We start from the raw sequence: 21,490 nt of genomic DNA, 5'->3' as shown, positions 1-21,490 counted from the left end.
AAAAGGGATGGGCGAAACGCGCTTGTGGCGAAATTCGCGTCTCAGATGACAGGATCGAACTTGGAGATCAGCCAGCGATCGTCGCTGTCGTGCTGAAGTTCGACCCGAATCGCACTTTGCGTGGTGGCGGGATTCGGCGAGTCTTGCGATGTTGCAGTTTGATTGACATACACCAAAACGACTGCGGTAGATGACGAGATGGATTCGATGGCAGTTCCCGCGATCTGAGTTCTCATTGCGACATTCTTCTGCTTGGAGGTCGGGATAACCACCTGTTGGGCGAATGTGCTGTAATACTCGAGGAACTCACCTGTAAGTCGGTTTGTCGCAGTCGAGATATCATCTTCCACCGTCTGTGGTTCGTAAGACAGGACTGCCTGCGTGCCTTCTGCTGCGGCTTGCGTTGCTCCGTCTCGCGCACTTTCTACCTCGGTCGCGGGACGGTACTGCAGTAGGTAGGAGGCGCCAACGCAGATAGCGAGTGATAAGACGACAGCGCCCAGGATTCCACAGTTGATCACCCTTGCCGCACGACATGCGCGGCCGTCGGTATCAATGTCGGAGATGACTATGGTTCCGCTGATCGAGTCGGCGAATGTCTGCCTGCGAGCATTCCACAACGGCCGCAACCAGCCGACGAATGTCACCGTATCAAGGACGTGAGCTATAGCACGACCGACTGCACCTTTGTACCCCGGCGAGTGCGGTCCACCCGCCTGCACGGTGCGTATTCGCACGGCGCGCTTTCCGATCGTTCGACCGGTCGAGCCCTGAACGATGACGCTGTTCCACACCACGTATGCCGCGATAGCGATTACCGCAATGACCGACGTGGGAAATACCCGAGGGGAATGATCAGCGATTGTGTTGCCTGTAATCACTCCTGCGGCGATAACAGCAGGTACGAGCCAGTCAAATATGCCCGCTATATACCGATACCGGCTCGCTGCCGGAATCAGGGCTGTCTGCCTGCATGCTCGGGGGGATTCCCCTGCTTCCTTGGTCGACGAACCTTCAGGTATCGCATTACCGGAAGCTTCGCCGATCAAGGACCTACTATCGAGTGGCTCGCGGGTATCGGCTTGCTTCTCGGTGGATGTGGTATTCATTGTACAAACTCGACTTTCGAGAGTTTGAGCTGTCCGTCGACTTCGACAACCCGGACTCGGAACCGCAGCGAATTCCGATTCTGATCCGGTGCATTCGAAGCCTGCGATTCATTTGTATCTTGGCTTTGGGTTTCCGCTGACACGAGCACAGACGTGCTGCCGTCATCGAGGATCTCTTCGATCCCAGCCTCGGTGACTTGGCCGGCCGCCCCCGATTGAGATTGAGAAAGAACTGCGATGACGTCCTCCTTACGCTGATCGAATTCGTCGTGCCAGCCTGCTGTGGAGTCGTCCAGTACCTGCTGAACGTACCCGTCCACATCTTGGGTGTTGACCGAGATCAGGTGTGAAACTCCTGTCCTCGCGGTTCGAAGAGCAGCCGCTGTGTCAGCGGTCTGTTGTTCGACAGTGTGATGTCTGGCATCCATCAGCAGTGTTGCAATACAAGCTGAGATGATGACGAGCACAATCAGATAGACCGACCACCGCATCCAGCGATTCGGCAGTACTGCGGGATATGAATCAGGCGGAGGAGCTTCGGGGGATCCAGCTTCTCTTTCGGAGATCGGGTGATCCTCGGGCTCAGCCTTGGAGCTGAAAATGGTGGCGGAGGAGTCGGGTTCGGGGGATCTCGCCAAGAGGTCGGCGGCCTGCTGCGCTGCGAGTGCCTCTGATAGAGCAGCTACTGCTCGAGCCTCTGCCGCGTCTGCTGCAACTCTGGCATCCTCGGCCCGCAGGCGCGCTTGCGAAGGCGCAGTACTGGGTGACTTTCGGGCCATCGTGACTCCTCTGGTAAACAATCTGAACTGGTTCTTGGTCAGGGACCGGGATGGGCGGCTCTTCAATTGATCAGAGTGGGATGAGATCAGCGATCAGCCATTGACCGTCGATCTTTTTCATCTGCAATCGAACGCTGCTGGTCAAATCGGTCGGTTCAGGAGCATCGGCCCCTTGCGTGGTGCCCCGCAGGAAGGCCAATACGACAGCCGTGTCCGGAGTCGACGAGGCCAGAGCCGCGGCGTTCACAGTCCAATGCGTCGCGATTCCGCGGTTCCGAGCCCCGGGAACGAGCGTTGTGTCCGCATAGTCCGTGTAATAGGCCAGGAATCCCCCCGTGAGCTTGGACTTGGCATTCGCAACATCGGTGTCGACGGTGTCGGGGGTATACGACAGAGCGGTGGCGGCAGTGTCGGCTGCGATGACCGCGATCCCTGCCGCAGTGGAATCGCGATGTTGTTCGGGCCTGAACTGTTGGAAGTACGTGGTACCACACAACGTGGCCGTAGCGATCATCACCGTGAGGAGCAATGACCCTGCAGCTGTGCCTGCGTGGTGACGGTGCTGTTCGGAGGGTGAACCGGAGACAACGACGATGGTGGAGACTGCCTTGTCTGCGAACGTCTGTCGCTTGGCGTCCCATAACGGCCAGGCCCATCCGACCAGGAGGGGGATGGTGTCGAGTATATGAGCGAGTTGACGAAGAATCGCACGGGTCATCGTCGGGGGTCGGGAGGTATCGGCAAGGAGCACCTGACTCCCTGTGAACGACTTTCCCAGGGTGGCACCGAGCCGAGCTGTCCGCAGCGTGTTGTTCCAGAGAACGAAAGCGACGAGTGCGGCGCACCCCGCGACTGCGCCAACTCGAAGCCACGCAGCTGATGGCACCAAAAGGTGGAAACGGACGAGACTTGCGGCGAGTATTGCCGGCGCGACCAAGTCGATTGAGAATGCGACGACGCGCAGGCGCCAGGGAGTGAAGGTGACGGGTCTGCCGGCGGAACGGGCCGACACCTCCGCTGACTCGGTCGGGTTGTTGAGCCGCAGTGCAGCTGACTGTTGTGTGGTCACGGAACTACCTCTACTCGCGCCAGTTTGATTCGGTTGTCCACTTGAATCACGTCGACCCGCAAACGCCAGGTGCGCACTTGTTGATCGGCACCCGCCGCATTTGTGACTCTCGAGGTTCCTGCTACGAGGACGGATGTGCTGCCGTCGTCATTTCTCTTCTCGATCGCGGCGTCGGAGACCAGGCCCGAGGCTTGGGTTTGCGATTGCTGGACCACCGCGGCGAAGGCGTCCTTGCTCTTGGAGAACTCGTCGTACCATCCTCCGGTCGCATCGTCGAGTATGCGTTGAGCACTTTCAGTTGCGTCGTCGCTGGTGGGCGAAATCAGAGCCGTTACACTCGCGCGGGCCCCGTCCAATATTTCGGTGTCGTTTCTCAGGTCGCGTTGCACTGTCTGGTGATGCAGAGCCAATCCGACCAAGGCGCCGAGCAGTAGCACACACGATACAGTCAGTGCCGCAGTCGTTGCCGCGAATATATGACGCCTCAGCAATCGAGGTCGGCGAGAATCGGTCTTCGCGCCGGTGTTCGCGTCGTCGATTTGGCTGACGGCGTCGGCTGCCTCGGCAGCTAACCGCGCTGCCTCGGCTGCCTTCTGTGCGGCGATCGCTCTGGCCTCGGCGATGTCGCCCAGTCGCGAAGTGGTCACTACCGTGGGCCGGTGATCAATGTCTGCCATGTCGGAGCTTCCTGAGAGTGAGCGGACGGTGTCAGCGTGTAGGTTCGTCCGTCGCTGCCCTGATATTGCCCTGTACGTTCGTCGTACAGAGACGTACTTGTGTGTTTCTCTGCCGAGGCGGGTGCTGTACCTCCAGTCGGTGGACTTTGCTCGGGTACTGCGGCATTGCCCTGCTCTGCCAGAGGATTGTCGGTTGTGGGTGTCGGGTTACCGATCCAGGGGTTGGTTCCCTTGGGGACGTACTGCTGGTCGCTTTTGCAGATATCGACCGTAGGGGCACGTTTTCCCGGCACGTCCATGCAGGGGAGGTTGCGTGCACCACGGACATCGACCTGCGCGTCCTGCGGAACAGCGCAGTACAGGGAATCATCGGTCCTCGGGGGGGAGTCGACTGCAGATCCATCGCGTCGATCGGATGCGGGAAGGAACCCCGTAGTGCACGGTTCCGGTGCGTTGAGGTTGAGGTTGAACGAGAGGAAGCCCCGGTCGGTGTACCCCTTGTTGGCGATCCCAATCGTCTGCATGTTGCTCATTTGTTGGGGAAGGAGAACCAACACCTGCTCCAGCGAAGGGTTGTAGGTTACCGCCACCTGCCCCAGACTGGTCAGATTTCCCAGGATGATTGGTAGCGTCGGCTGCATATCTTGGAACAGCCTGGTCACCTCATCAGCCACGCCTGCACCCTTGTCCAGAATTCCTCGAACCTGTTGATCCGCGTCCTTAGCCTGGGCGGTCAGGGAATTGAGGTTCTTCGCCCAGTCTTTGATCGCGTCGCTGCTGACCAGTTGTGAATTGAGAAGCGGACCGAGGTCGTCGATGAGCCGGGTGGTCGGGTCAACGTTTCCTTGGGCATCTCGCAGCAGGTCATCTGAGCTGTCGAGGAGCTGACTGACCTGTGGACCAATGCCATTGAATGCTCGGTAGGTCTCATCGATCACAGTGGTGAGGTCATTTTGGGGAATAGCTGTCAGGCTTCTTTCGACTGTGTCGAGCATGGGAGCGATGTCCTGTGGGATCGAGGTTCGATCTAGGCCGATGGTGTCCCCATCCTCGAGGAACGGTCCGCGGTCGCTGGCTGGTAGGAAGTCGACATACTGTTCGCCGATTGCAGAACGCGAGTGCACTTCGGCCACGGCATCGGACGGAACTTTGATCGAGCTGTCGAGCGACAATGTCGCGCGAACATTCGATCCTTCGAGATAGATTCTGTCGACCTGGCCGATCGTTGTTCCCCGATACGTGACGTTCGAACTCTGGTACAGACCACCGGTAGCCGGAAGATTCAACGTGACAGTGTATCTGCCGATACCGGCGAGCGCAGGTATCTGCATGAACACGATTCCCATCACCGTGAGCGCGACGATCGTGAGAACGATGAACACCGTGAGTTGTCGTCGAACAACCTTCGTTAGCAGCATCAGTTACCTCTTTGGACTACCGTGCTCAACGGAGCGGTCAATGGATTAGTGGTCTGCGTTGCTGGCGTCCGGCCCTCCGTACGTCCCATCGCGGTTTCAATCGCAGTGAGGTGGCCATCGAAAGGGGTCCCCTGCAGCATGGAGTTGTCGATGCGCCCGAGTGTGAGGTCGATCGTGGCGGTGAGGTTGGCATAATCGCCTCTGATGACCTTCGTGACGTTGTCCGCAGCGAACGGTGGCGTGAGTACCGCCCCAAGAGAACGAGTCAGCGCTGGTCCTGCGTTCGCGAGTCCCGCGAGCGTCGGACGAATATCCCTGAGATTGGCGACCAGATCGTTGTAGCTGGCGTTGGTCACGTCCTCCGCGACCGCCGCGAACCTGCCGATAGCAGTGATGGCGTCCGACAACTGTGTCTTCTGCTCGTTCAGCACGCGCAGTGCCGGCGGGATCTCGTTGAGTGCTGTCGTGAGGGCCGCGTTCTGACGATCCACGGTCCCCGCCAGTCTGTCGAGGCCTTCCGCGGCGGAGATAATGTCATTCTTCTGACCTTCGAGTGCGGCTGAGAAGGTGTCGAGTTGACCCAGTAGGTCCCGGATCTGACTCTCGTGCCCGGATAGTGCCGCGTTGAGTTCGGTATTGATGTCCTGCAGTTGTGCAAGACCGCCCCCGTTGAGAACGGTCGAAAGCGATGCCAAGGTTTGTTCGGTCGTCGGGTACGCGCCGGCGTGATCAAGCGGAATCGTGTCGCCATCAGTGAGTTGCCCCGAGGACTGTTGGCCGAGGGGTGGGGCCAGCTCGATGTGCAGTGCGCCCAAAAGGCTGGTCTGGCCAACTTTAGCGGTGGCATTCTCGGGCAAGACGACGTCGCGAGAGATCCGTGCCGTGACGAGCGCGTGCCAATTCTGCAGTTGGATATCGGTGATGGTACCGACATCTACATCCGCGACTCGCACACGACTGTTCTGCTGAATAGAGGTTACGTTCGGCATTTCGATGAAGATCGTGTATGAGCCATCCCCTCCCCCCGAAGTCCCGGGGAGGGGAAGCGAGTTTGCACCCTTCCACGTGCCACAGCCAGGCAAGGCGAAAATGGCAACTACAGCTGCGCATAGACGTAACCGAGCTTTACGCTGGAGCGCATTCGTGCCGCAATGCGTCCCGAACATCATCTTCCTCCGCTTTGGGGTGCTGGCGTGCCAACGGCACCAAGGATAGGGATCTGGCCGAGGAGTCCTGCGAGACCACTACCCGCACCCACCGAAACCGCATTGCGAGACGCGCTGCTGGTGACGCCCAGAGTGTCTCGGAGCCAATCCTCGCTGTAGTCAACTTGGTCAGGCCGTGCCTGCACACCCGCGATGGGGTTGGCACCGAACGGAGGATAGTTGAACTGGAGCGTCTGCAGTACCGGTCCGAGATACTGCGCGCAAAGCTTGGCTGACTCTTCCGCGCCCAACTGGCTTGCGGATTGAATTGCACCGCAGACGAACTGGACGGGATTTTGAAACTGGGTGACTGCCAACGCGCCGGTCAGGGCGCCCTGTGCAGGTTGGTAGATGTTGTAGAAGTTGGCAAGTGCCGTGGGCGCAACGTGCAGAAGTTGCTCGATGTCGGGTCGCACGTCGTTAAGGGCTGTCGTTACCGACGCGAGACGATCGAGGGAGTGTTGCACGCCTCCTCGATTGTCAGCTATGAATCGTTGGAGATCGTCGGTGACACTGTCGATGTCCTGCAACGCGCCGGATAGTTCGCGGTCCGAGTTGGTCATCACGCTGGTGACTGAGGCTAGACGATTATTGATCTGCACGATTTGTTGCTCACTGCCGGCCAGCGCACTGACGAACACTTGAAGGTTTCTGACGACGGCAAACAGATCCTGGCGCCCGTCGGATACGGTTTTCATCGCCTCGGACAGGTTCGAGAGGGTCTCGTTGATCGAGTCACCTTTACCGGCGAGCGTGTCGGCGGTCGACGAAATGAATTCCCCCAACGGACCGGTTTGACTGGTCTCTGTGGGCCCTAGGGAGTCGGCGAGGCGTTCGAGCTGCTTGCGGAAATCGTCCCATTCAACGGGCACCGCCGTCCGCTCGACAGGTATCGACGCGCCATCGGCGAGGGCGGGTCCATCCGTGTGCGCCGGAGTGAGCTGGATAGCGCGCGCGGACACCAGGCTTTGTGAGAGGATGACAGCTTTGGCGTCGTTGGGGACCTTGTACTTGGAGTCGTAGTGAAAGTCGACTTTGACCTGGGGGCCCTCCGGTACGATCTGGTCGATCTTGCCCACGCTGACTCCGAGTATCTTCACATCGTCGCCGACGAAAATGCCGTTGGTACTGGTGAAGTACGCGGTGACCGATGTGGTGGTGAGCTCGGAATAGAGACGAACGCCTCCATACATCGCTCCTGCGACGACGGCAAGGCTCAGGACTACGGCCGCAACCTTCTTGGCGGAGCGCTGTGCCATGTATGAGCGCACCTTTGACGGACGATCTTTCATGGAACTCAGCCTCCTAGTCCGGGAATCCCCGGGATCGCCGGCAGCGCGGGAAGCCCAGGTAGCTGAAGGGCTGGCTGGGGTGGCGGTGTCGCTATCGGGCTCCCGGGCAGTTGCCCGGGTTGGACTGGACAGTTACTCGGGTTCGGCACTGCATCGGTGTGGCCCGACGGAACCGTTCCCGGCGGCGTGTTGTCTCCGCAGGTTGTGGGGAACGTTGAACGGCCAAGTACTCCGAGGTCCACGCCCTTGTCCTTGAATGCCGCATCGATGAACGGTTGAAGATATTGGCCTGGGAGAAGATTGACAACATATGCCTTGAAGAACGGCCCTCCTGAAACGGCTTCGCCTACGGACAATGCGTACTGGCCGAGCGGTTTGATGCTAGAGGATAGCTCTTGCTTGCGTTTGTCAAGAAGTTCCAGGACCTGGTTTAGCTTGTCCAGTGTCGGACGCAGTTGGGACTGGTTGTCCGCGATAAGTCCGCGAATTTCTTGAGTGACGGCCGAGATTCTTCCCAGGAGTGTGTCGATCTGCTGCCGGCGCTGATCGAGTGCGCCGAGCAGGGTGTTTCCGTCGACGAGAAGTTTGTTGATCTGATCGCTGCGTTTGGCGAGCACAGAGGTGACCTGTTCGGCGTTGCCGAACAAATCTTTGATCATCTCGTCGCGAGTGGCGATGGAACTCGAGAATCGCGAGACACCATCGAGTGCGGCGGCGACGTTCGGTTCAGTCTGGTCGAAGACACCACTGAGCGTATCCAACGCGGAGGTGAGGTCTTCGGTGTCGAGGCCACTGATCGTGGTGGTGAGATCGCCGAGTGAATCGGTGAGCATGTATGGCGTGGTGGTCTGCGATACCGGGATGATTTGTCCGCGACCCAAACGCCGACTTCCCTGGGGGGATAGTTGGAGAGATTTGTTCCCGAGAACGGTTTGTGTCTTGACTGCCAGAGTCGAGTCGGAGCCGAGGTCGATACCCTTGGCGTCGAACTCGACCAAGACCTTGTCTTCGTCCAACTCGATTCCGCGCACCTTTCCGACCTGCACGCCGGCGACCTCGACCTTGTCGCCCTCCTTGAGGCCGCCGGTGTCAGCGAAGTAGGCGCTGTAGACGTTTCCGGCGGTGAGTAACGGTATTCGGTCAAAGTTCTGGCTGACGAGTACGATGGCTGCAACAACAACGAGTCCGATGACTCCGATACGGACAGGGTTCATTTCGGCGAAAGGCTTCATCAGGGCTGGCACCTTCCCGCTCGCTGACCGACGAGTTTGATGTAGACGGGATTACCATCCGGACCGTTGACTTTCAGATTGGCGTCGCACAAATAGAATCCGAAGAAGTCACCGTACTGACCGAGTCGGGTCAGGTGGGCGTAGATATCGGGGAGACGTCCGAAGAGGTCGTCGAGATAGGCACTGTCAGAGTTGATCTGGTCGGAGACTCTTCCGAGCTCAGCGATATCGCCTTGGATATCCGGGCGCGTGTCCCCGAGCAGTGCGGCTACCGTACCGGATGCGTCATTGACGTGAACGAGGGCGTCCCCGATGGGATCGGCTGTTCTTGACAGACCACTGATCAGTTGTTGGAGTTGATCGATCCCCTGATCGAACCCGTGACTGTTCTCGTCAACGGTTCGAAGGACATTGTTCAAGTTGGTGATTACAGAGCCGATGAGCTCGTCACGATCAGCGAGCGTCGCGGTCAATTGCGCGGTTTGGGTCAGGACATTCGATATTGTGCCGCCTTGGCCTTGGAGCGCTGATACGAGTGAGCTCGAGAGCCGATTGACCTGGTCGGGGTCCAGCGCTTTGAACAACGGCCGGAATCCTCCGATGAGTGCGTCGAGATCAAGACCTGGTGAGGTGTTCGTGAGTGGTATTTGCCCGCCGGGTTGAAGGGGACTCGAGGGACCACTGCCATCAAGAAGCTCGAGATAGTGGTCGCCGATAAGGTTCTCCCATCGAACGGTGGCATGTGCTGAGGTTGTGAGACGGACGCCGTCGTTGATCGAAAATCGCACTGCAGCTCGACTGTTGTCGACCACCACCACATCATCGACCTTGCCAACCTCCACACCAGCTATTCGGACGAATTGTCCGGGCCGGAGGCCGGAGACGTTGGTGAACTGGGCGGTGTAGCCCGTACGACTGTCGAAACGCACTTGGCCGAAGACAACTACGAGCGCAAACGAGATCAGCAGCATGACGATTGCGAAGATGGAGAACTTCACTACGGTTCCGGTGATCTTCATGGCTGCGGTGCACCTCCTACCGTGTTTCCGAAGAGATACTCGATGAAGGAGGGGCTGCCTGCCTTGTACTGAGTGGCGCCGGCAACAGCGTCTCCTGCGCCGGTGTCTGCTACTAGTACCGGCGCGGGATACATGTCCTTCGTTATCTCGGGATAACAGCCGGGTGCTCCGCCTGGGCCACCCTGGGCGGCAACGACTGGCAGGTTCTTCGGGTATGTATACGGGTCGTCGCCGGGTAGGAGGGCAACGTCCAGATCGAGGGAGTATCCGGTGTTGTCGCCCATGTACTTCTTCATCTGCTCGAGTGCTGAAACCGAGTTGTTGAGCATGCAGGGATATTGAGGGCTGTACTTCGCAAGCAGGCGAGTGGTCGGAACGAGAACTCGTGCAGCGTCCTTCATTCCTTGCGCGTTGTCCCCGAACAGGGATGCGCCAGTATTCCCGAATCCTATTGCAGACATCAGAACATTGTTGAGCTCCCGCTCCTGGCTGGTGATTGTTCCGGACGTTGCCGAGGCGTTGTCGAGCACCGACATGATCTCCGGGGCTGCATCTGCCCAGTTATTGGCGACACGCGCACCGTCGGAGAAGTCCTGTTGGAGATTCTCCATGTGTGGATTGAGTTTGGTCAAATAGTCGTCAGCGTTGACGAGGGTCTCGCCGAGTTGGCTGCCCTTACCACGCAGCGCTTCAGAGACAGCGGACAGCGAGGCGTTGAGTTTCGCAGGATCAATATGCTGCATAACTGAATTGAGATTCTCGAACAGGGTGTTGACCTCGGAGGTGACGTTGGTCGAGTGGATCACGTCGCCCGACGCAATCTTGTGCGTCAACGGATCGTCAGGAAGGTCGAGTTGAACATATTTTGCGCCAAACACCGTTGTCGACTTGATCTGAGCTGTTACATTCGCGGGAATAGCGTCGGCGCTCGCGGGGAACAGCGCAAGCGACAAGCTTGCGCGACCGTCGTCATCCTGTACGTGTGTAACGGAGCCGACCACGACTCCGTGAACCTTAACTTTCGCACCCGGTTCCATGACCAGACCGGACCGGTCGGAAACCACGGTCACCGGGACGGTCGACGTAAACCCTCCCCGGAACTGAACCAAACTTAGTACGACTGCGCCGATCACCGAGGCGACCAGTACAGCGCCCGCAGTACGGTATGGCGGCTTGCGCCTGCGGCTTTGTGTCACCGTCATATTCACCAGTGATCCCCTAGCCCGCTAGATTGAAGTTGCCGGAGACGCCGTAGATAGCCAGCGATGCAAACAGAGTGATTGATACGACCGCGATGAGCGACGACCGCACGGCCTTGCCCACTGCATCCCCTACGCCCGCCGGGCCGCCCGAGGCGTTGAATCCGTAGTGGCAGTGAATCAGCATCACTGCCGTCGCCATGATTATCGCCTGTAGGAATGACCAGAACAGATCGGTCGGCCTCAAGAAGGTCGCAAAGTAGTGGTCATACACTCCCAAGGATTGTCCGTAGAAAAATGTTGTCGTCACCCTGGATGCCAGGAACGACATGAGTACCGCCATGGAATAAATGGGGACTACCGATACGACCCCGGCAACGAGCCGCGTCGAAACGAGATAGGAAACCGAGTGGATGGCCATGACTTCGAGTGCGTCGATCTCCTCAGAGATGCGCATCGCACCCAACTGCGCGGTCGCCCCGGCCCCGATCGTTGCTGAGAGTGCGATCCCAGCGACGACAGGCGCGGCGATCCTCACGTTGATGAACGCCGAGAAGAAGCCGGTAAGTGCTTCGACTCCGATGTTGCCGAGAGACGAAAATCCTTGAATTGCCAGAAGTGCGCCGGCGGACAGCGTCATGAAGCTGACGATGACCACCGTTCCTCCGATTACGGCGAGTGCACCCGTGCCCATGCCGATCTCGGCGATGAGCCTGATCATTTCCTTTCGGTAGTTCGAAAGAGCGTGTGGGGCGTATCGGATGATGCTCAGGTAGAACAGCGCTTGTTCACCGGCTCTCTCGAGGAATCGGCCGGGCGCTCCCAGCGCCGAGGACATGCGCCGAAAACGGCTGCGCAGCACAGATGTCGTCTCGACCATGTCAGCTCCCCGTTCCGAACTTCACGCCGATCGCCGTGACGACGACGTTGACAGCGAACAACGCCATGAAGGCGTAGACGACTGTTTCGTTCACTGCGTCGCCGACGCTCTTGGGACCGCCTTTGACGGTAAGCCCCCGGTAACACGCGACAAGTCCTGCGAGGATTCCGAACAGGCCGGCTTTCACCATCGAGATCACTACCTCGGGGAGTCCGGTGACAAAGGTGAGTGAGGATACGTATGCCCCCGGCGTCACGTTCTGAAAGTAGACCGAGAAGAAGAAGCCGCCAACAAGACCAATACTGATGACGAGACCGTTCAGAAGCAACGCGACGACCGTCGACGCAAGGACACGGGGAACGACCAGTCGGTGAATTGGGTCGATGCCTAGGACTTTCATGGCATCGATCTCTTCTCGGATTGTCCGAGCGCCAAGGTCCGCGCAGATTGCTGTTGCTCCCGCACCTGCAACGATGAGCACAGTAACAAGGGGTCCGATCTGGGTCACCGAACCAAGTCCGGCACCAGCTCCAGAGAGGTCCGCCGCGCCAAATTCCACCAGGAGAATGTTGAGTGTAAAGATCACAAGGACCGTGAAGGGTATCGCAACCAGGAGTGTGGGGATAAGCGCTACTCGAACGAGGAACCACGCCTGGAGGAAGAACTCGCCCCATTGTAAGGGTCTGCGCCCCATCGCTCGGAACGTATCGAGACACATTGCGAAGAATGAGCCGACAGCTCTGAGCGGCGCTTCTATGGTGCGACGTGAGGTGTCTATCAGACTGGTCACATCAGGCTCTTTCTGGTTTGTAGAACCACTTGGTACGCGAGGCTACGAGATGCTCGCAAACACCTTGGACGGAATCATTTTCCGGTGCAGGCAAGCGGGAATCGCTGTCCGAGGTCTTTCGGCGCGGCGAATAGTGCAGCCATGCAAACGGCGGCGCCCACACGCTTCCGTGCAGGTGTGCGCTCCATCACATCACGATCACTGTCACACGTAATGAGGTTTATGTCAACCGAATCCTCGTTCACTCCGCAGGGGTGAGGGTGTCTATCCACGTTTCCCTATGGCTTCCAAAGTTGGCTGCTGAGCTGCGGAGATCCACGAGGCCGCCCACTCGGACCGGCGTGAGAATCGTCCCAACGGCGATTCACGCCTGCCGTTGGATGAGTAGCAGGCTACGCGCGGCGTAGCGCCGAAATGTACCCCACGGCAGTGCTTCGCGCCTTTCGCAGTTTGCTCTCGCGGTTGACTGTCGCCTTCGACTCTTGCGTGCCGTCATGAACCTGCTCTGATCTGATCTTTTGGCCGAAGCCGACCGACGCGGTACCGGCGACGAGACATCACTGCAACGGCGGCTCGCGTTGATAGTTCGAAGTCTATGCCACCTGAGGGGCTTGAACATGAGGGCAGTTATGTTAAGGTGAACTTAGTGATGCAGCCCACAGTCGAAGGAATTCGGTAGGCAGCTCGACATCGACTCGATCCGAGGGCCACCGATCTCAAGACGACCAACGTAGTTGGTTCCGTGCGTCATGTTCACACCTGTGCCCTGGACCTGATGCAGCTGTGGGCATTTCAGCAATCGGCTTCTTGGTGTCTTCGAGACTTCAGGGATATGTCCGAGACGCCGCCACACCAACGATATCGCTAGAAGAACATAGAAGTCGGCGAGAAGCGGGTTGGAACCGCAATCCCACAAAGGAGAACGTGATGGGTGTCGAGGTATCCGTCGAGGGACTGACCAAGTCGTTCGGCTCGCAGAGGATCTGGCAGGACGTCACGTTGACCCTTCCGGCAGGTGAGGTCAGTGCGCTGCTGGGCCCGTCGGGTACGGGTAAGTCGGTGTTTCTCAAGTCGTTGATCGGTTTGCTCCGCCCGGAGCAGGGCTCGATCGTGATCGACGGCACCAACATTCTCGAGTGCTCGTCCAAGGAGCTCTACGAGATCCGGAAGCTGTTCGGTGTGCTGTTCCAGGACGGCGCCCTGTTCGGGTCGATGAACCTGTTCGACAACGTGGCGTTCCCGCTGCGGGAGCACACCAAGAAGTCCGAGTCCGAGATCCGCAAGATCGTGATGGAGAAGATGGAACTGGTCGGTCTGCTCGGGGCCGAGGACAAGCTGCCGGGTGAGATTTCCGGTGGTATGCGCAAGCGTGCCGGTTTGGCCCGCGCCCTGGTGCTCGATCCGCAGATCATCCTGGTCGACGAGCCGGACTCGGGTCTGGATCCGGTTCGCACTACCTACATTTCGCAGACGTTGATCGACATCAATGCGGAAATCGATGCCACGATTCTGATCGTGTCGCACAACATCAATCTGGCGCGGACGGTGCCGGACAACATCGGCATGCTGTTCCGCCGGCAATTGGTGATGTTCGGCCCGCGGGAGGTGCTGCTCACCAGCGATCAGCCGGTCGTCAAGCAGTTCCTCAACGGCACCATGATCGGCCCGATCGGGATGTCGGAGGAGAAGGACGACGCGACCATGGCCGCGGAGCAGGCGATGGTCGACGCCGGTCATCATGCCGGTGGTGTCGAAGACGTCGAGGGCATCGTCCCGCAGATGAAGGCGACGCCGGGGATGCCGTACCGGCAGGCCGTCGCCCGTCGGCAGGAACGGGTCCGACACATCATGCACACCCTGCCGCCGAGCGCGCAGGCCGCAATTCAGGAAAGCCTCGACGAAACATCCGGCGGCTGGTTCTACGACGACAGCACCGTATCGCTGGAAGGCGCGGTCGATGTCCGTTGACCCGTCGACCCTGATCGTCGCCGTCGTCGCTGCGGCGGGTGCGTTCATCCAGGGCACCGATGCGCCCCCGGAGATCAAGGATCAGGCAAAGCAGACCCTCGAGTCGTACTCGGCGCCGAGCGTCGACAAGCAGGTTTCCGACGTGATCGCCGCGTTACCCGAGCCGGTGCGCGAGCCCGCGCAGCAGGCGGTGGACGACGTCACCGCCGCGGCAGCGACCGCACTCGAACCGCACCTGCCGGCTGACGCCCTCACCCCTCCGCCGGCAACCGAACCCGAGCCGTCCGCGCAGCACGTCGCACCACCGTCGGAGCCAGAATCGGCATCACCAGTACCGCCGTTCCTGTCGAGCCCACCCACCTACGCCGACGATACTGATGCCGGATCCGGCGCTGTGCTGCAACCGGTTCCGGCAGCCTTTCCGCGCGCCTCGCTCGCCCCGGTCGGTGCGATCGCACTGTTCGCACCGTGGCTGCGCAAGGCCGGATCCATCTGCGAGGCGATCAAGCCCGCGACCCTCGCAGCGCTGTATGCCGCCGAGAACGGATTCCGATACGGGCCCACCGCACCGGTGTCCCCGGCCGGCGCACTCGGGCCGGGACAATTCATGCCCGGCACCTGGGCGATCTACGGCAAGGACGCCGACGACGACGGAAGAGCCGACGTGCTCGGCATCGCAGACCCCGTGATGGCATCCGGAAACCTGCTCTGCGACATGCACGAACAGATCGACGCCTGGAAACGCCAGGGCCGGGTATCCGGGGACACCCTCGACCTCACCATCGCGGCATACAACGCCGGATCCGGCGCCGTGCTGCGATCGGGTGGAATGCCCACGGGCAGCCCGGACTACGAGAACCAGACCAAACCGTATGTGGCGAAGATCCGGGCCAACGAACCGTCCTTCGCGCAGCTGCTCGCACCACTCATCGGACTGTCCCGGGCGGACGGTGCCGGCGGGCGGGTGGTCGAATCGGCCATCCGCTACCTCGGTCTGCCCTACGTGTGGGGCGGCGGCAACATCGACGGTCCCTCGGGTGGCGGCTTCGACTGCTCGGGACTGACGTCCTTCGCGGTCCACGCCGCCACGGGCATCACCCTGCCCCGCACGTCCGAGACCCAGTGGAATATCGGGCAGGAGATTCCGATGGACCAGGCCCGGCCCGGGGACCTGCTGTTCGGCAACTGGCAATCGGGCGGTCCCGGGCACGTCGCTATCTACATCGGCAACGGTCAGATGATCCACGCCCCCACCACGGGTGACGTCGTGCGCATCGCGGACGTCTTTCCCGAGATGAAGGCCCGGCGCGTGTTGTCGCCGGCGTCTACTCCAGCAGAGCGTCAATGAAATTGGCGTGTGAAGGGAATTCTGATGGTTTTCGATCTGGTTGATCCACTGCAGCAACTCGTTACGGCGATCGCTTGGTTGCTCATCCGCGGCTACCTCCCGCCCGCATGAGTAGTTGAAATATGGACCTGCATTTTAGTTGGCCCGGCGCTGGTGTGCATCCGGATCTGAACCACAGCGACGGTATAGAGCGCGCTGTTGAGCTGTCGGTCGCCGTGGCGTGAGAGTCGGTGCCGGTCGGTGTCGGCGCTGGTGATGATCTGGACCGGCGCCGAGCCGTTGTAGTTCGCAAAAGCTGCCGCGGGTCGGGGGGCGATCTGGCCGACCGGTGCGGCCGATCAGGCGGGCTGCGGTCACCGCGCCGATCCCGTCGACCCCGCGCAGGCGGGTGCCGTGCTCGTCGAGGGCATCGGCCATCTGCTTCTCGTTCGCCGCGAGCTGGACGTCGAGGCGTCGGATGTCGGCGATCAAATCTCGACACAGTTCGACGCGAGTTCGGTCGGCCTCGCTGCGGGCACGAAAGCCCCGCAGTGGGGTGGTGGCCGAGGCCGCGGTCAACGAGGTCGTTGCTCCGCCGGCGAACCGCTGTCGAAGCAACGCGTGCAGCAGATTGAAGAAACGAGTTCGACTGTTGGACAGATTTTTCGACGCTCGTAGAGCAGCGCCAGGATATCGGTCGGGCCCTCCGGGTCGACCGGGCGGGCGTCGCCCTGCACGTGGCGAGTGGTCGGGCCTGATCGGAGGTCTATCAGCGGTCCAACGATGCCACCAGGTTCGGCGACACCCCGGATCATTCGAGAGACAGCGGCAAGAAGTCATACCGAAGTTGGCGACCGCGGTCCCGCGAAACGGCACCACGAACAGGGTAACGGGGTAGTGCCTCCGGATGCCGTACTTCTCCGGGAGCGTGTGGGCACCGCCATCCACAGTTGCTGCATGGTCACCCGAGCGCGAAATCCGACGCGCTCTTGATTGTTGAATCGGGCACCTGCCCGCTGTTCGCGACACCTGCGCGACCTGACAAGGTCCACCAAGGATTGTTTTTGAGACGCGACCCCGAGCCAATAGTAGCAAAGGTTATGAATTCTAGCCGAAGTGCGGCCCTATGGATCGGGGCTGAGGTTCGCCTGACACGGATCTGCGGCAGATCGATCGCACAGGGTTCAAGCCGCCCGGCGCTCGACGCGTCGGACGTTACGAGCATCGAAAGGTGAGTCAGAACGGCGACTCTTACGCGCAGTATGTCGCCGCCCCGAGCCGCAGTCGCGATTGAGTGGGCGGGCGAAAGTACGAGTTGTTGATGCTGAAAAAGAGCGAAAAAACGCGAACAGTGGGTGACAAAGAACATAAAGCGTGTTATCTTTGAGACGTGGGTCACTGGACGAGCTGAGAGCACGCTACCCCTGTGGCCTCCAGAATTCCGCGGGGTATTCCGCGGTCAGGCGCCTGAGAGAGGAACATCATGGGATTCGCAAATGCCGATGAGGTGGAGAAGTACTTGGGTGGAATTTTTGAAGAGGCGTTCCGCGACCCCGAACTGGGGCCGAAGCTCAAGGCGACAGGAGCGCGCCTTCAAACCACCTATTCAGATCCCGATGTAAGTCTGATCGTCGATCTGGGTGCCGGGACGGTCGGCCGCGCCGATGCAGACGTTGAGGGTGGTGCAGTGTTGGCGATGAGTGCCGAGACGGGAAACGCATACTGGCAAGGGAAGGTCAACCTCCCGCTGGCAATGGCCAAGGGCAAAGTCAAGGTCAGTGGCGACATCGCATCACTTCTCAAGCTGGCTCCGCTGAGTAAGAGGTTGATTCCGGCGTATATCGATCGACTCAACGCCGATGGTCGGCCGGACCTGCTGGTCTGAACCTCCCGCGAGAGAAAGTATCGATCACATGTATCCAGGAACTGTGGCAAAACAGACACCGGACAAGCCCGCGGTCATCTCGTTTGAGACCGGCGAGGTCCTCACGTATCGACAACTCGACGACCATTCGGCGGCTATCGCGGCCGAGCTCCACTCGTTGGGTTTCCGCAAGGGTGACGTCATTGCGCTCCTGTCGGACAACGTAATCGAGTGCTATCCGATCTATTGGGCGGCTCTGCGGTCCGGTTTGTACATCACGCCGATCAATCGTCACCTCGCCGTGCCGGAGGTCGCCTTCATCGTCGACGATTGCGATGCGAAGGCCATCTTTGTGTCGGCCGCCCTCGCCGACCTCGCGACAGCGATCATCGAATTGACGCCTGGGGTTCGTCACCGTTTCATCTTCGGCGGTGCAGCGGCGAAGCATACTCCGTACTCCGAGCTGATCGCGTCGACGTTGCCTCGCCTCACCGACCAGCCACGCGGCTCCGATATGCTCTACTCTTCGGGAACAACGGGAGTTCCCAAGGGGATTCGGCCTACGCTCCCGACGATTCAGGTGGATGAACCCGGCGACCCGGTCACGGCGTTGATGGCCCAGATGTTCAAGGTTGGAGCCGATGACGTGTATCTTCAGCCGGCTCCCGTGTATCACGCGGCGCCGCTGAAGTGGGCATCGTCAGTGCAGGCACTCGGGGGAACCGTGGTGCAGATGGGGAAGTTCGACCCCGAGGGTGCGCTCAAGGCCGTCGAACAGTACAAGGTGACAATCGCCCAGTTCGTCCCGACAATGTTCGTTCGGATGCTCCAGCTCGATGACGATGTGCGTACCAAGTACGACATGTCATCGCTGCGGATGGCGGTTCATGCCGCAGCGCCGTGCCCGCCCGAAGTGAAGCAGGCCATGGTCGAGTGGTGGGGGCCGGTGCTTTTCGAGTACTACGGCGCCAGTGAGCAGCACGGAATGTCTTTCATCTCGACGCCGGAGTGGCTCAAGAAGCCGGGTTCGGTGGGCTGTCATGGCTTGGGGGTCGCGCACATCTGCGACGACGAAGGGAATGAACTCCCGGCCGGTGAGGTCGGGACCGTCTACTTCGAGCGTGAGATCCACCCCTTTGCGTACCACAAGGATCCAGAAAAGACGCTGAAGGCCACTCATCCCAACAAGCAGACATGGACCACGGTCGGCGACCTCGGTCACATCGACGAGGACGGCTATCTGTACCTTGCGGACAGGCAGGCCTTCGTGATCATCTCGGGTGGCGTCAACATTTACCCGCAGGAAGTCGAGAACGCTCTCACTCTGCACGACAAGATCTTTGACGTCGCCGTGATCGGTGTTCCTGATCCCGAGATGGGGCAGAGGGTCAAGGCGGTAGTGCAGCTCAAGAGCGGCGTGGAACCGAGCGACGCCGTCGCTGCCGAGATTCTCGCGTACGCGCGTGAACGCGTCGCAGGATTCAAGGTGCCGCGCTCGGTTGACTTCGTCGCAGAGATACCGCGTACCCCGACAGGCAAGTTGCTCAAACGCAAGTTGACTGCACAATACGAATCCGAAGGTGTCAGCGCATGACCAGCACCACGACCAAGCGGCCGTACGATCCTCTGAGCGTCTCGGAACTCGAATTCTGGACGCAGACTGCCGAAGAACGCGACAAGACATTCGAAATTTTACGGACAGAACGTCCGTTGTCTTGGCATCGGCCGATGCAGGGCGGTCTGCTGACGCCTGACATCGATGGCATTTGGGTAGCGACTTCCCATGAGTTGATCTCGCAGGTCAGCCAGAAGCCGGAATTATTCAGTTCCGCACACGGCGTAAACATGGAGGAGCTGTCTGAAGACGTCCTCGAGGCAGCGTCGTCGTTCCTCGGGATGGACGATCCCAAGCACGCGCGGCTTCGCAAGGTGATCAGCTCCGCGTTCACGCCGAAGCGTGTGACGCAGATCCACGATCAGATCCGCCAACAGGCGACGACCATCGTCGACGATCTACTCAAGGTCTCCGAGGGTGATTTCGTACAGCTTGTCTCCAAGCGTCTGCCCATGTGGACCATCTACGAGATGCTCGGTTTGGAACAGAAGTACCGCGAAGAAGCCGCGCATGCCGCTGAGGAGATGGTTGCGTGGAACGACGATGAGGTTGCGGCGGGTCGCCATCCTGTCGAGTTGCTCAACGGTGCCCTGGTCAAGTTGCTGATTATCGGGATCGAGTTCGCGGGACGTCGGCGTGCGGAGCCCAAGTCAGACCTGATGACCGCCTTGGTCCAGGCCGAGGTCGGCGGTGTTCGTCTCACCGACGACGAGATCGGGGCGTTCTTCGTCCTGCTGTCAGTGGCAGGCAACGACACCACCCGGAACACCACGACTCTGATCACCGAGGCATTCCAGGATTTTCCTGCCCAGCGTGAACTTCTGCTGTCGGACTATGACGTGCACATCGGAACGGCTGTGGAGGAGTTCGTCCGCTTTGTCTCGCCGGTGATGACTTTTCGGAGGACTGTCACGCAGGATGTGGAGTTCGCGGGACAATCACTCCGTGAGGGTGATTGGGTCGTCATGGTCTATCCCTCCGGCAACCGTGACGAGTCGGTCTTCGAGCGACCTCACGAGTTCGACATCACTCGGAATCCCAATCCGCATGTCGGATTCGGCGGCCGCGGCCCGCACTTCTGCATGGGCAATTTCGTCGCCAAGATCCAGCTCCGCGAGATCTTCGACCAGCTCCTCCATCGAGTACCGGCTCTCCGCGTAGGAGAGCCTGAGTTCCTCGCAGGATCCTTCATCAGATCGGTGAAGTCGATGCCCTGCACAATCCACTGATCGACTGAATAGTCAAGGAAGAAAACATGACTGACTGGACCGGGAAGAGGATCATCATCACGGGAGCTGCCTCGGGAATCGGGGCTTCCACCGCCCAGATCCTGACTGCCGCCGGCGCTCGGGTGTACAGCCTCGACAGGAACGAACCCACTGTCGAGGTCACTGGGCACATCGCAGTCGATCTCGCTGACGAGGCGAGCATCGATTCGGCTGTCGAGCAGCTCGACGGTGAGTTTGACGCTTTGCTGAATGTCGCCGGAGTGCCGGGCACGGCGCCGGCGGAGGTGGTCTTCTCTGTCAACTCTCTTGCGGTTCGGCACCTGACCGAGGCCCTGATGGGTCGCCTGGTATCCGGAGCGTCGATCGTCGTGGTGTCGTCGACGGCCGGGTTCGGATGGCCGAGTCGACTCGACGCCATCAAGGAAGTGCTCGCCACAGAAACCTTCGGCGAAGGCCTTCAATGGTTCAAGGAGAATCCGCAGGAGGGCAACGCCTACAACTTCTCCAAAGAAGTCTCCACGGTTTACACGATGATGATGGGTCTGGGACTCGCTGGTCAGGGACTGCGGATCAACGCGATCTTGCCCGGCCCGGTCGATACGCCCATCCTTTCGGATTTCGAGCAGACCATGGGTAAGGACACGCTCGACGGAGTACGCGACCTTGTTGGCCGCCACGCCGTCCCCATCGACATCGCCCGGGCAATCGTATTCCTCGCATCCGAGGAGGCAGGATGGATCAACGGGCATGCCCTCGCGGTCGATGGTGGCATCAGCGGAGCGCTAGCGACCGACCTCTTCCCCCAACCCGAGATCTGA

Annotated in this window: 18 protein-coding genes and 1 pseudogene; 6 read left to right on the top strand and 13 right to left on the bottom strand. The window is 60.0% G+C overall.

What is annotated here, in order from left to right; genetic code table 11:
• Positions 1–41: 41 nt before the first annotated feature.
• The 12 genes from JQT59_RS34550 to JQT59_RS34495 form a co-directional block, all read right to left on the bottom strand.
• The gene (locus JQT59_RS34550) at positions 42–1,109 is read right to left on the bottom strand and encodes an RDD family protein (protein ID WP_213574107.1); all 1,068 of its coding nucleotides are present in this window, start codon (positions 1,107–1,109) and stop codon (positions 42–44) included.
• Positions 1,106–1,888 (bottom strand): Rv1363c family protein, encoded by a 783-nt coding sequence (locus tag JQT59_RS34545; protein ID WP_213574105.1) that lies wholly within the window; start codon positions 1,886–1,888, stop codon positions 1,106–1,108. Before JQT59_RS34545 ends, JQT59_RS34550 begins: the two co-directional genes overlap by 4 nt.
• A 70-nt stretch (positions 1,889–1,958) precedes the next feature.
• The gene (locus JQT59_RS34540; protein WP_213574103.1) at positions 1,959–2,957 is read right to left on the bottom strand and encodes an RDD family protein; all 999 of its coding nucleotides are present in this window, start codon (positions 2,955–2,957) and stop codon (positions 1,959–1,961) included.
• Entirely contained in the window at positions 2,954–3,634 is a 681-nt protein-coding gene (locus JQT59_RS34535) for an Rv1363c family protein (protein WP_213574101.1), read from the bottom strand. Before JQT59_RS34535 ends, JQT59_RS34540 begins: the two co-directional genes overlap by 4 nt.
• A complete protein-coding gene (locus tag JQT59_RS34530; protein WP_213574099.1) occupies positions 3,604–5,052 on the bottom strand; it encodes an MCE family protein in 1,449 nt (482 codons plus the stop codon). The genes JQT59_RS34535 and JQT59_RS34530 overlap by 31 nt, the downstream gene beginning before the upstream one ends.
• Complete coding sequence (locus tag JQT59_RS34525) at positions 5,052–6,218, bottom strand: MCE family protein (RefSeq protein ID WP_213578337.1); 1,167 nt, start codon at positions 6,216–6,218, stop codon at positions 5,052–5,054. Before JQT59_RS34525 ends, JQT59_RS34530 begins: the two co-directional genes overlap by 1 nt.
• Positions 6,218–7,516, bottom strand: coding sequence for a virulence factor Mce family protein (locus tag JQT59_RS34520; protein ID WP_213574097.1), 1,299 nt, complete (start codon positions 7,514–7,516; stop codon positions 6,218–6,220). The genes JQT59_RS34525 and JQT59_RS34520 overlap by 1 nt, the downstream gene beginning before the upstream one ends.
• 38 nt (positions 7,517–7,554) lie before the next feature.
• Positions 7,555–8,781: an MCE family protein gene (locus JQT59_RS34515; protein ID WP_213574095.1), complete on the bottom strand. Its 1,227-nt coding sequence runs from the start codon at positions 8,779–8,781 to the stop codon at positions 7,555–7,557.
• Positions 8,781–9,800 carry an MCE family protein gene (locus JQT59_RS34510; protein ID WP_213574094.1) on the bottom strand — a complete coding sequence of 340 codons (1,020 nt, stop codon included), beginning with the start codon at positions 9,798–9,800 and terminating at the stop codon, positions 8,781–8,783. Before JQT59_RS34510 ends, JQT59_RS34515 begins: the two co-directional genes overlap by 1 nt.
• Entirely contained in the window at positions 9,797–11,002 is a 1,206-nt protein-coding gene (locus JQT59_RS34505) for an MCE family protein (protein ID WP_213578335.1), read from the bottom strand. The genes JQT59_RS34510 and JQT59_RS34505 overlap by 4 nt, the downstream gene beginning before the upstream one ends.
• 16 nt (positions 11,003–11,018) lie before the next feature.
• Positions 11,019–11,837 (bottom strand): MlaE family ABC transporter permease, encoded by an 819-nt coding sequence (locus tag JQT59_RS34500; protein WP_249354693.1) that lies wholly within the window; start codon positions 11,835–11,837, stop codon positions 11,019–11,021.
• A 43-nt stretch (positions 11,838–11,880) separates the two neighbouring features.
• A complete protein-coding gene (locus JQT59_RS34495) occupies positions 11,881–12,669 on the bottom strand; it encodes an MlaE family ABC transporter permease (protein ID WP_249354030.1) in 789 nt (262 codons plus the stop codon).
• A gap of 927 nt (positions 12,670–13,596) precedes the next feature.
• Here JQT59_RS34495 and JQT59_RS34490 point away from each other — a divergent pair.
• Both JQT59_RS34490 and JQT59_RS34485 read left to right on the top strand, forming a co-directional pair.
• A complete protein-coding gene (locus tag JQT59_RS34490; RefSeq protein ID WP_213574090.1) occupies positions 13,597–14,637 on the top strand; it encodes an ABC transporter ATP-binding protein in 1,041 nt (346 codons plus the stop codon).
• Complete coding sequence (locus JQT59_RS34485; RefSeq protein ID WP_213574088.1) at positions 14,627–15,985, top strand: C40 family peptidase; 1,359 nt, start codon at positions 14,627–14,629, stop codon at positions 15,983–15,985. The genes JQT59_RS34490 and JQT59_RS34485 overlap by 11 nt, the downstream gene beginning before the upstream one ends.
• Before the next feature lie 143 nt (positions 15,986–16,128).
• Here JQT59_RS34485 and JQT59_RS38565 read toward each other — a convergent pair.
• Positions 16,129–16,701, bottom strand: a pseudogene (locus JQT59_RS38565) (transposase); the annotation flags it as partial.
• Positions 16,702–17,447: 746 nt separating this feature from the next.
• Between JQT59_RS38565 and JQT59_RS34475 the strand changes: the two are divergent.
• Genes JQT59_RS34475 through JQT59_RS34460 form a run of 4 tightly spaced genes read left to right on the top strand, consistent with a single transcriptional unit; the run spans position 17,448 to position 21,490 of the window.
• Positions 17,448–17,849, top strand: coding sequence for an SCP2 sterol-binding domain-containing protein (locus tag JQT59_RS34475; RefSeq protein ID WP_213574086.1), 402 nt, complete (start codon positions 17,448–17,450; stop codon positions 17,847–17,849).
• A gap of 28 nt (positions 17,850–17,877) precedes the next feature.
• Positions 17,878–19,422: an acyl-CoA synthetase gene (locus tag JQT59_RS34470; protein WP_213574084.1), complete on the top strand. Its 1,545-nt coding sequence runs from the start codon at positions 17,878–17,880 to the stop codon at positions 19,420–19,422.
• Complete coding sequence (locus tag JQT59_RS34465) at positions 19,419–20,672, top strand: cytochrome P450 (RefSeq protein ID WP_213574082.1); 1,254 nt, start codon at positions 19,419–19,421, stop codon at positions 20,670–20,672. The genes JQT59_RS34470 and JQT59_RS34465 overlap by 4 nt, the downstream gene beginning before the upstream one ends.
• A gap of 26 nt (positions 20,673–20,698) precedes the next feature.
• The gene (locus tag JQT59_RS34460) at positions 20,699–21,490 is read left to right on the top strand and encodes a coniferyl-alcohol dehydrogenase (protein WP_213574080.1); all 792 of its coding nucleotides are present in this window, start codon (positions 20,699–20,701) and stop codon (positions 21,488–21,490) included.

The sequence above is a fragment of the Rhodococcus sp. USK13 genome (assembly GCF_018343855.1).
GTDB classification, from domain to species: Bacteria; Actinomycetota; Actinomycetes; order Mycobacteriales; family Mycobacteriaceae; genus Rhodococcus_F; species Rhodococcus_F oxybenzonivorans.
This window is presented reverse-complemented; position numbering and strand designations above follow the sequence as displayed.

Coding starts and splice junctions, on each gene's coding strand:
- JQT59_RS34550 (WP_213574107.1), bottom strand. CDS start 1,109: ATGAATACCACATCCACCGAGAAGCAAGCCGATACCCGCGAGCCACTC.
- JQT59_RS34545 (WP_213574105.1), bottom strand. CDS start 1,888: ATGGCCCGAAAGTCACCCAGTACTGCGCCTTCGCAAGCGCGCCTGCGG.
- JQT59_RS34535 (WP_213574101.1), bottom strand. CDS start 3,634: ATGGCAGACATTGATCACCGGCCCACGGTAGTGACCACTTCGCGACTG.
- JQT59_RS34530 (WP_213574099.1), bottom strand. CDS start 5,052: ATGCTGCTAACGAAGGTTGTTCGACGACAACTCACGGTGTTCATCGTT.
- JQT59_RS34525 (WP_213578337.1), bottom strand. CDS start 6,218: ATGTTCGGGACGCATTGCGGCACGAATGCGCTCCAGCGTAAAGCTCGG.
- JQT59_RS34520 (WP_213574097.1), bottom strand. CDS start 7,516: ATGGCACAGCGCTCCGCCAAGAAGGTTGCGGCCGTAGTCCTGAGCCTT.
- JQT59_RS34515 (WP_213574095.1), bottom strand. CDS start 8,781: ATGAAGCCTTTCGCCGAAATGAACCCTGTCCGTATCGGAGTCATCGGA.
- JQT59_RS34510 (WP_213574094.1), bottom strand. CDS start 9,800: ATGAAGATCACCGGAACCGTAGTGAAGTTCTCCATCTTCGCAATCGTC.
- JQT59_RS34505 (WP_213578335.1), bottom strand. CDS start 11,002: ATGACGGTGACACAAAGCCGCAGGCGCAAGCCGCCATACCGTACTGCG.
- JQT59_RS34500 (WP_249354693.1), bottom strand. CDS start 11,837: ATGTCCTCGGCGCTGGGAGCGCCCGGCCGATTCCTCGAGAGAGCCGGT.
- JQT59_RS34490 (WP_213574090.1), top strand. CDS start 13,597: ATGGGTGTCGAGGTATCCGTCGAGGGACTGACCAAGTCGTTCGGCTCG.
- JQT59_RS34485 (WP_213574088.1), top strand. CDS start 14,627: ATGTCCGTTGACCCGTCGACCCTGATCGTCGCCGTCGTCGCTGCGGCG.
- JQT59_RS34475 (WP_213574086.1), top strand. CDS start 17,448: ATGGGATTCGCAAATGCCGATGAGGTGGAGAAGTACTTGGGTGGAATT.
- JQT59_RS34470 (WP_213574084.1), top strand. CDS start 17,878: ATGTATCCAGGAACTGTGGCAAAACAGACACCGGACAAGCCCGCGGTC.
- JQT59_RS34465 (WP_213574082.1), top strand. CDS start 19,419: ATGACCAGCACCACGACCAAGCGGCCGTACGATCCTCTGAGCGTCTCG.
- JQT59_RS34460 (WP_213574080.1), top strand. CDS start 20,699: ATGACTGACTGGACCGGGAAGAGGATCATCATCACGGGAGCTGCCTCG.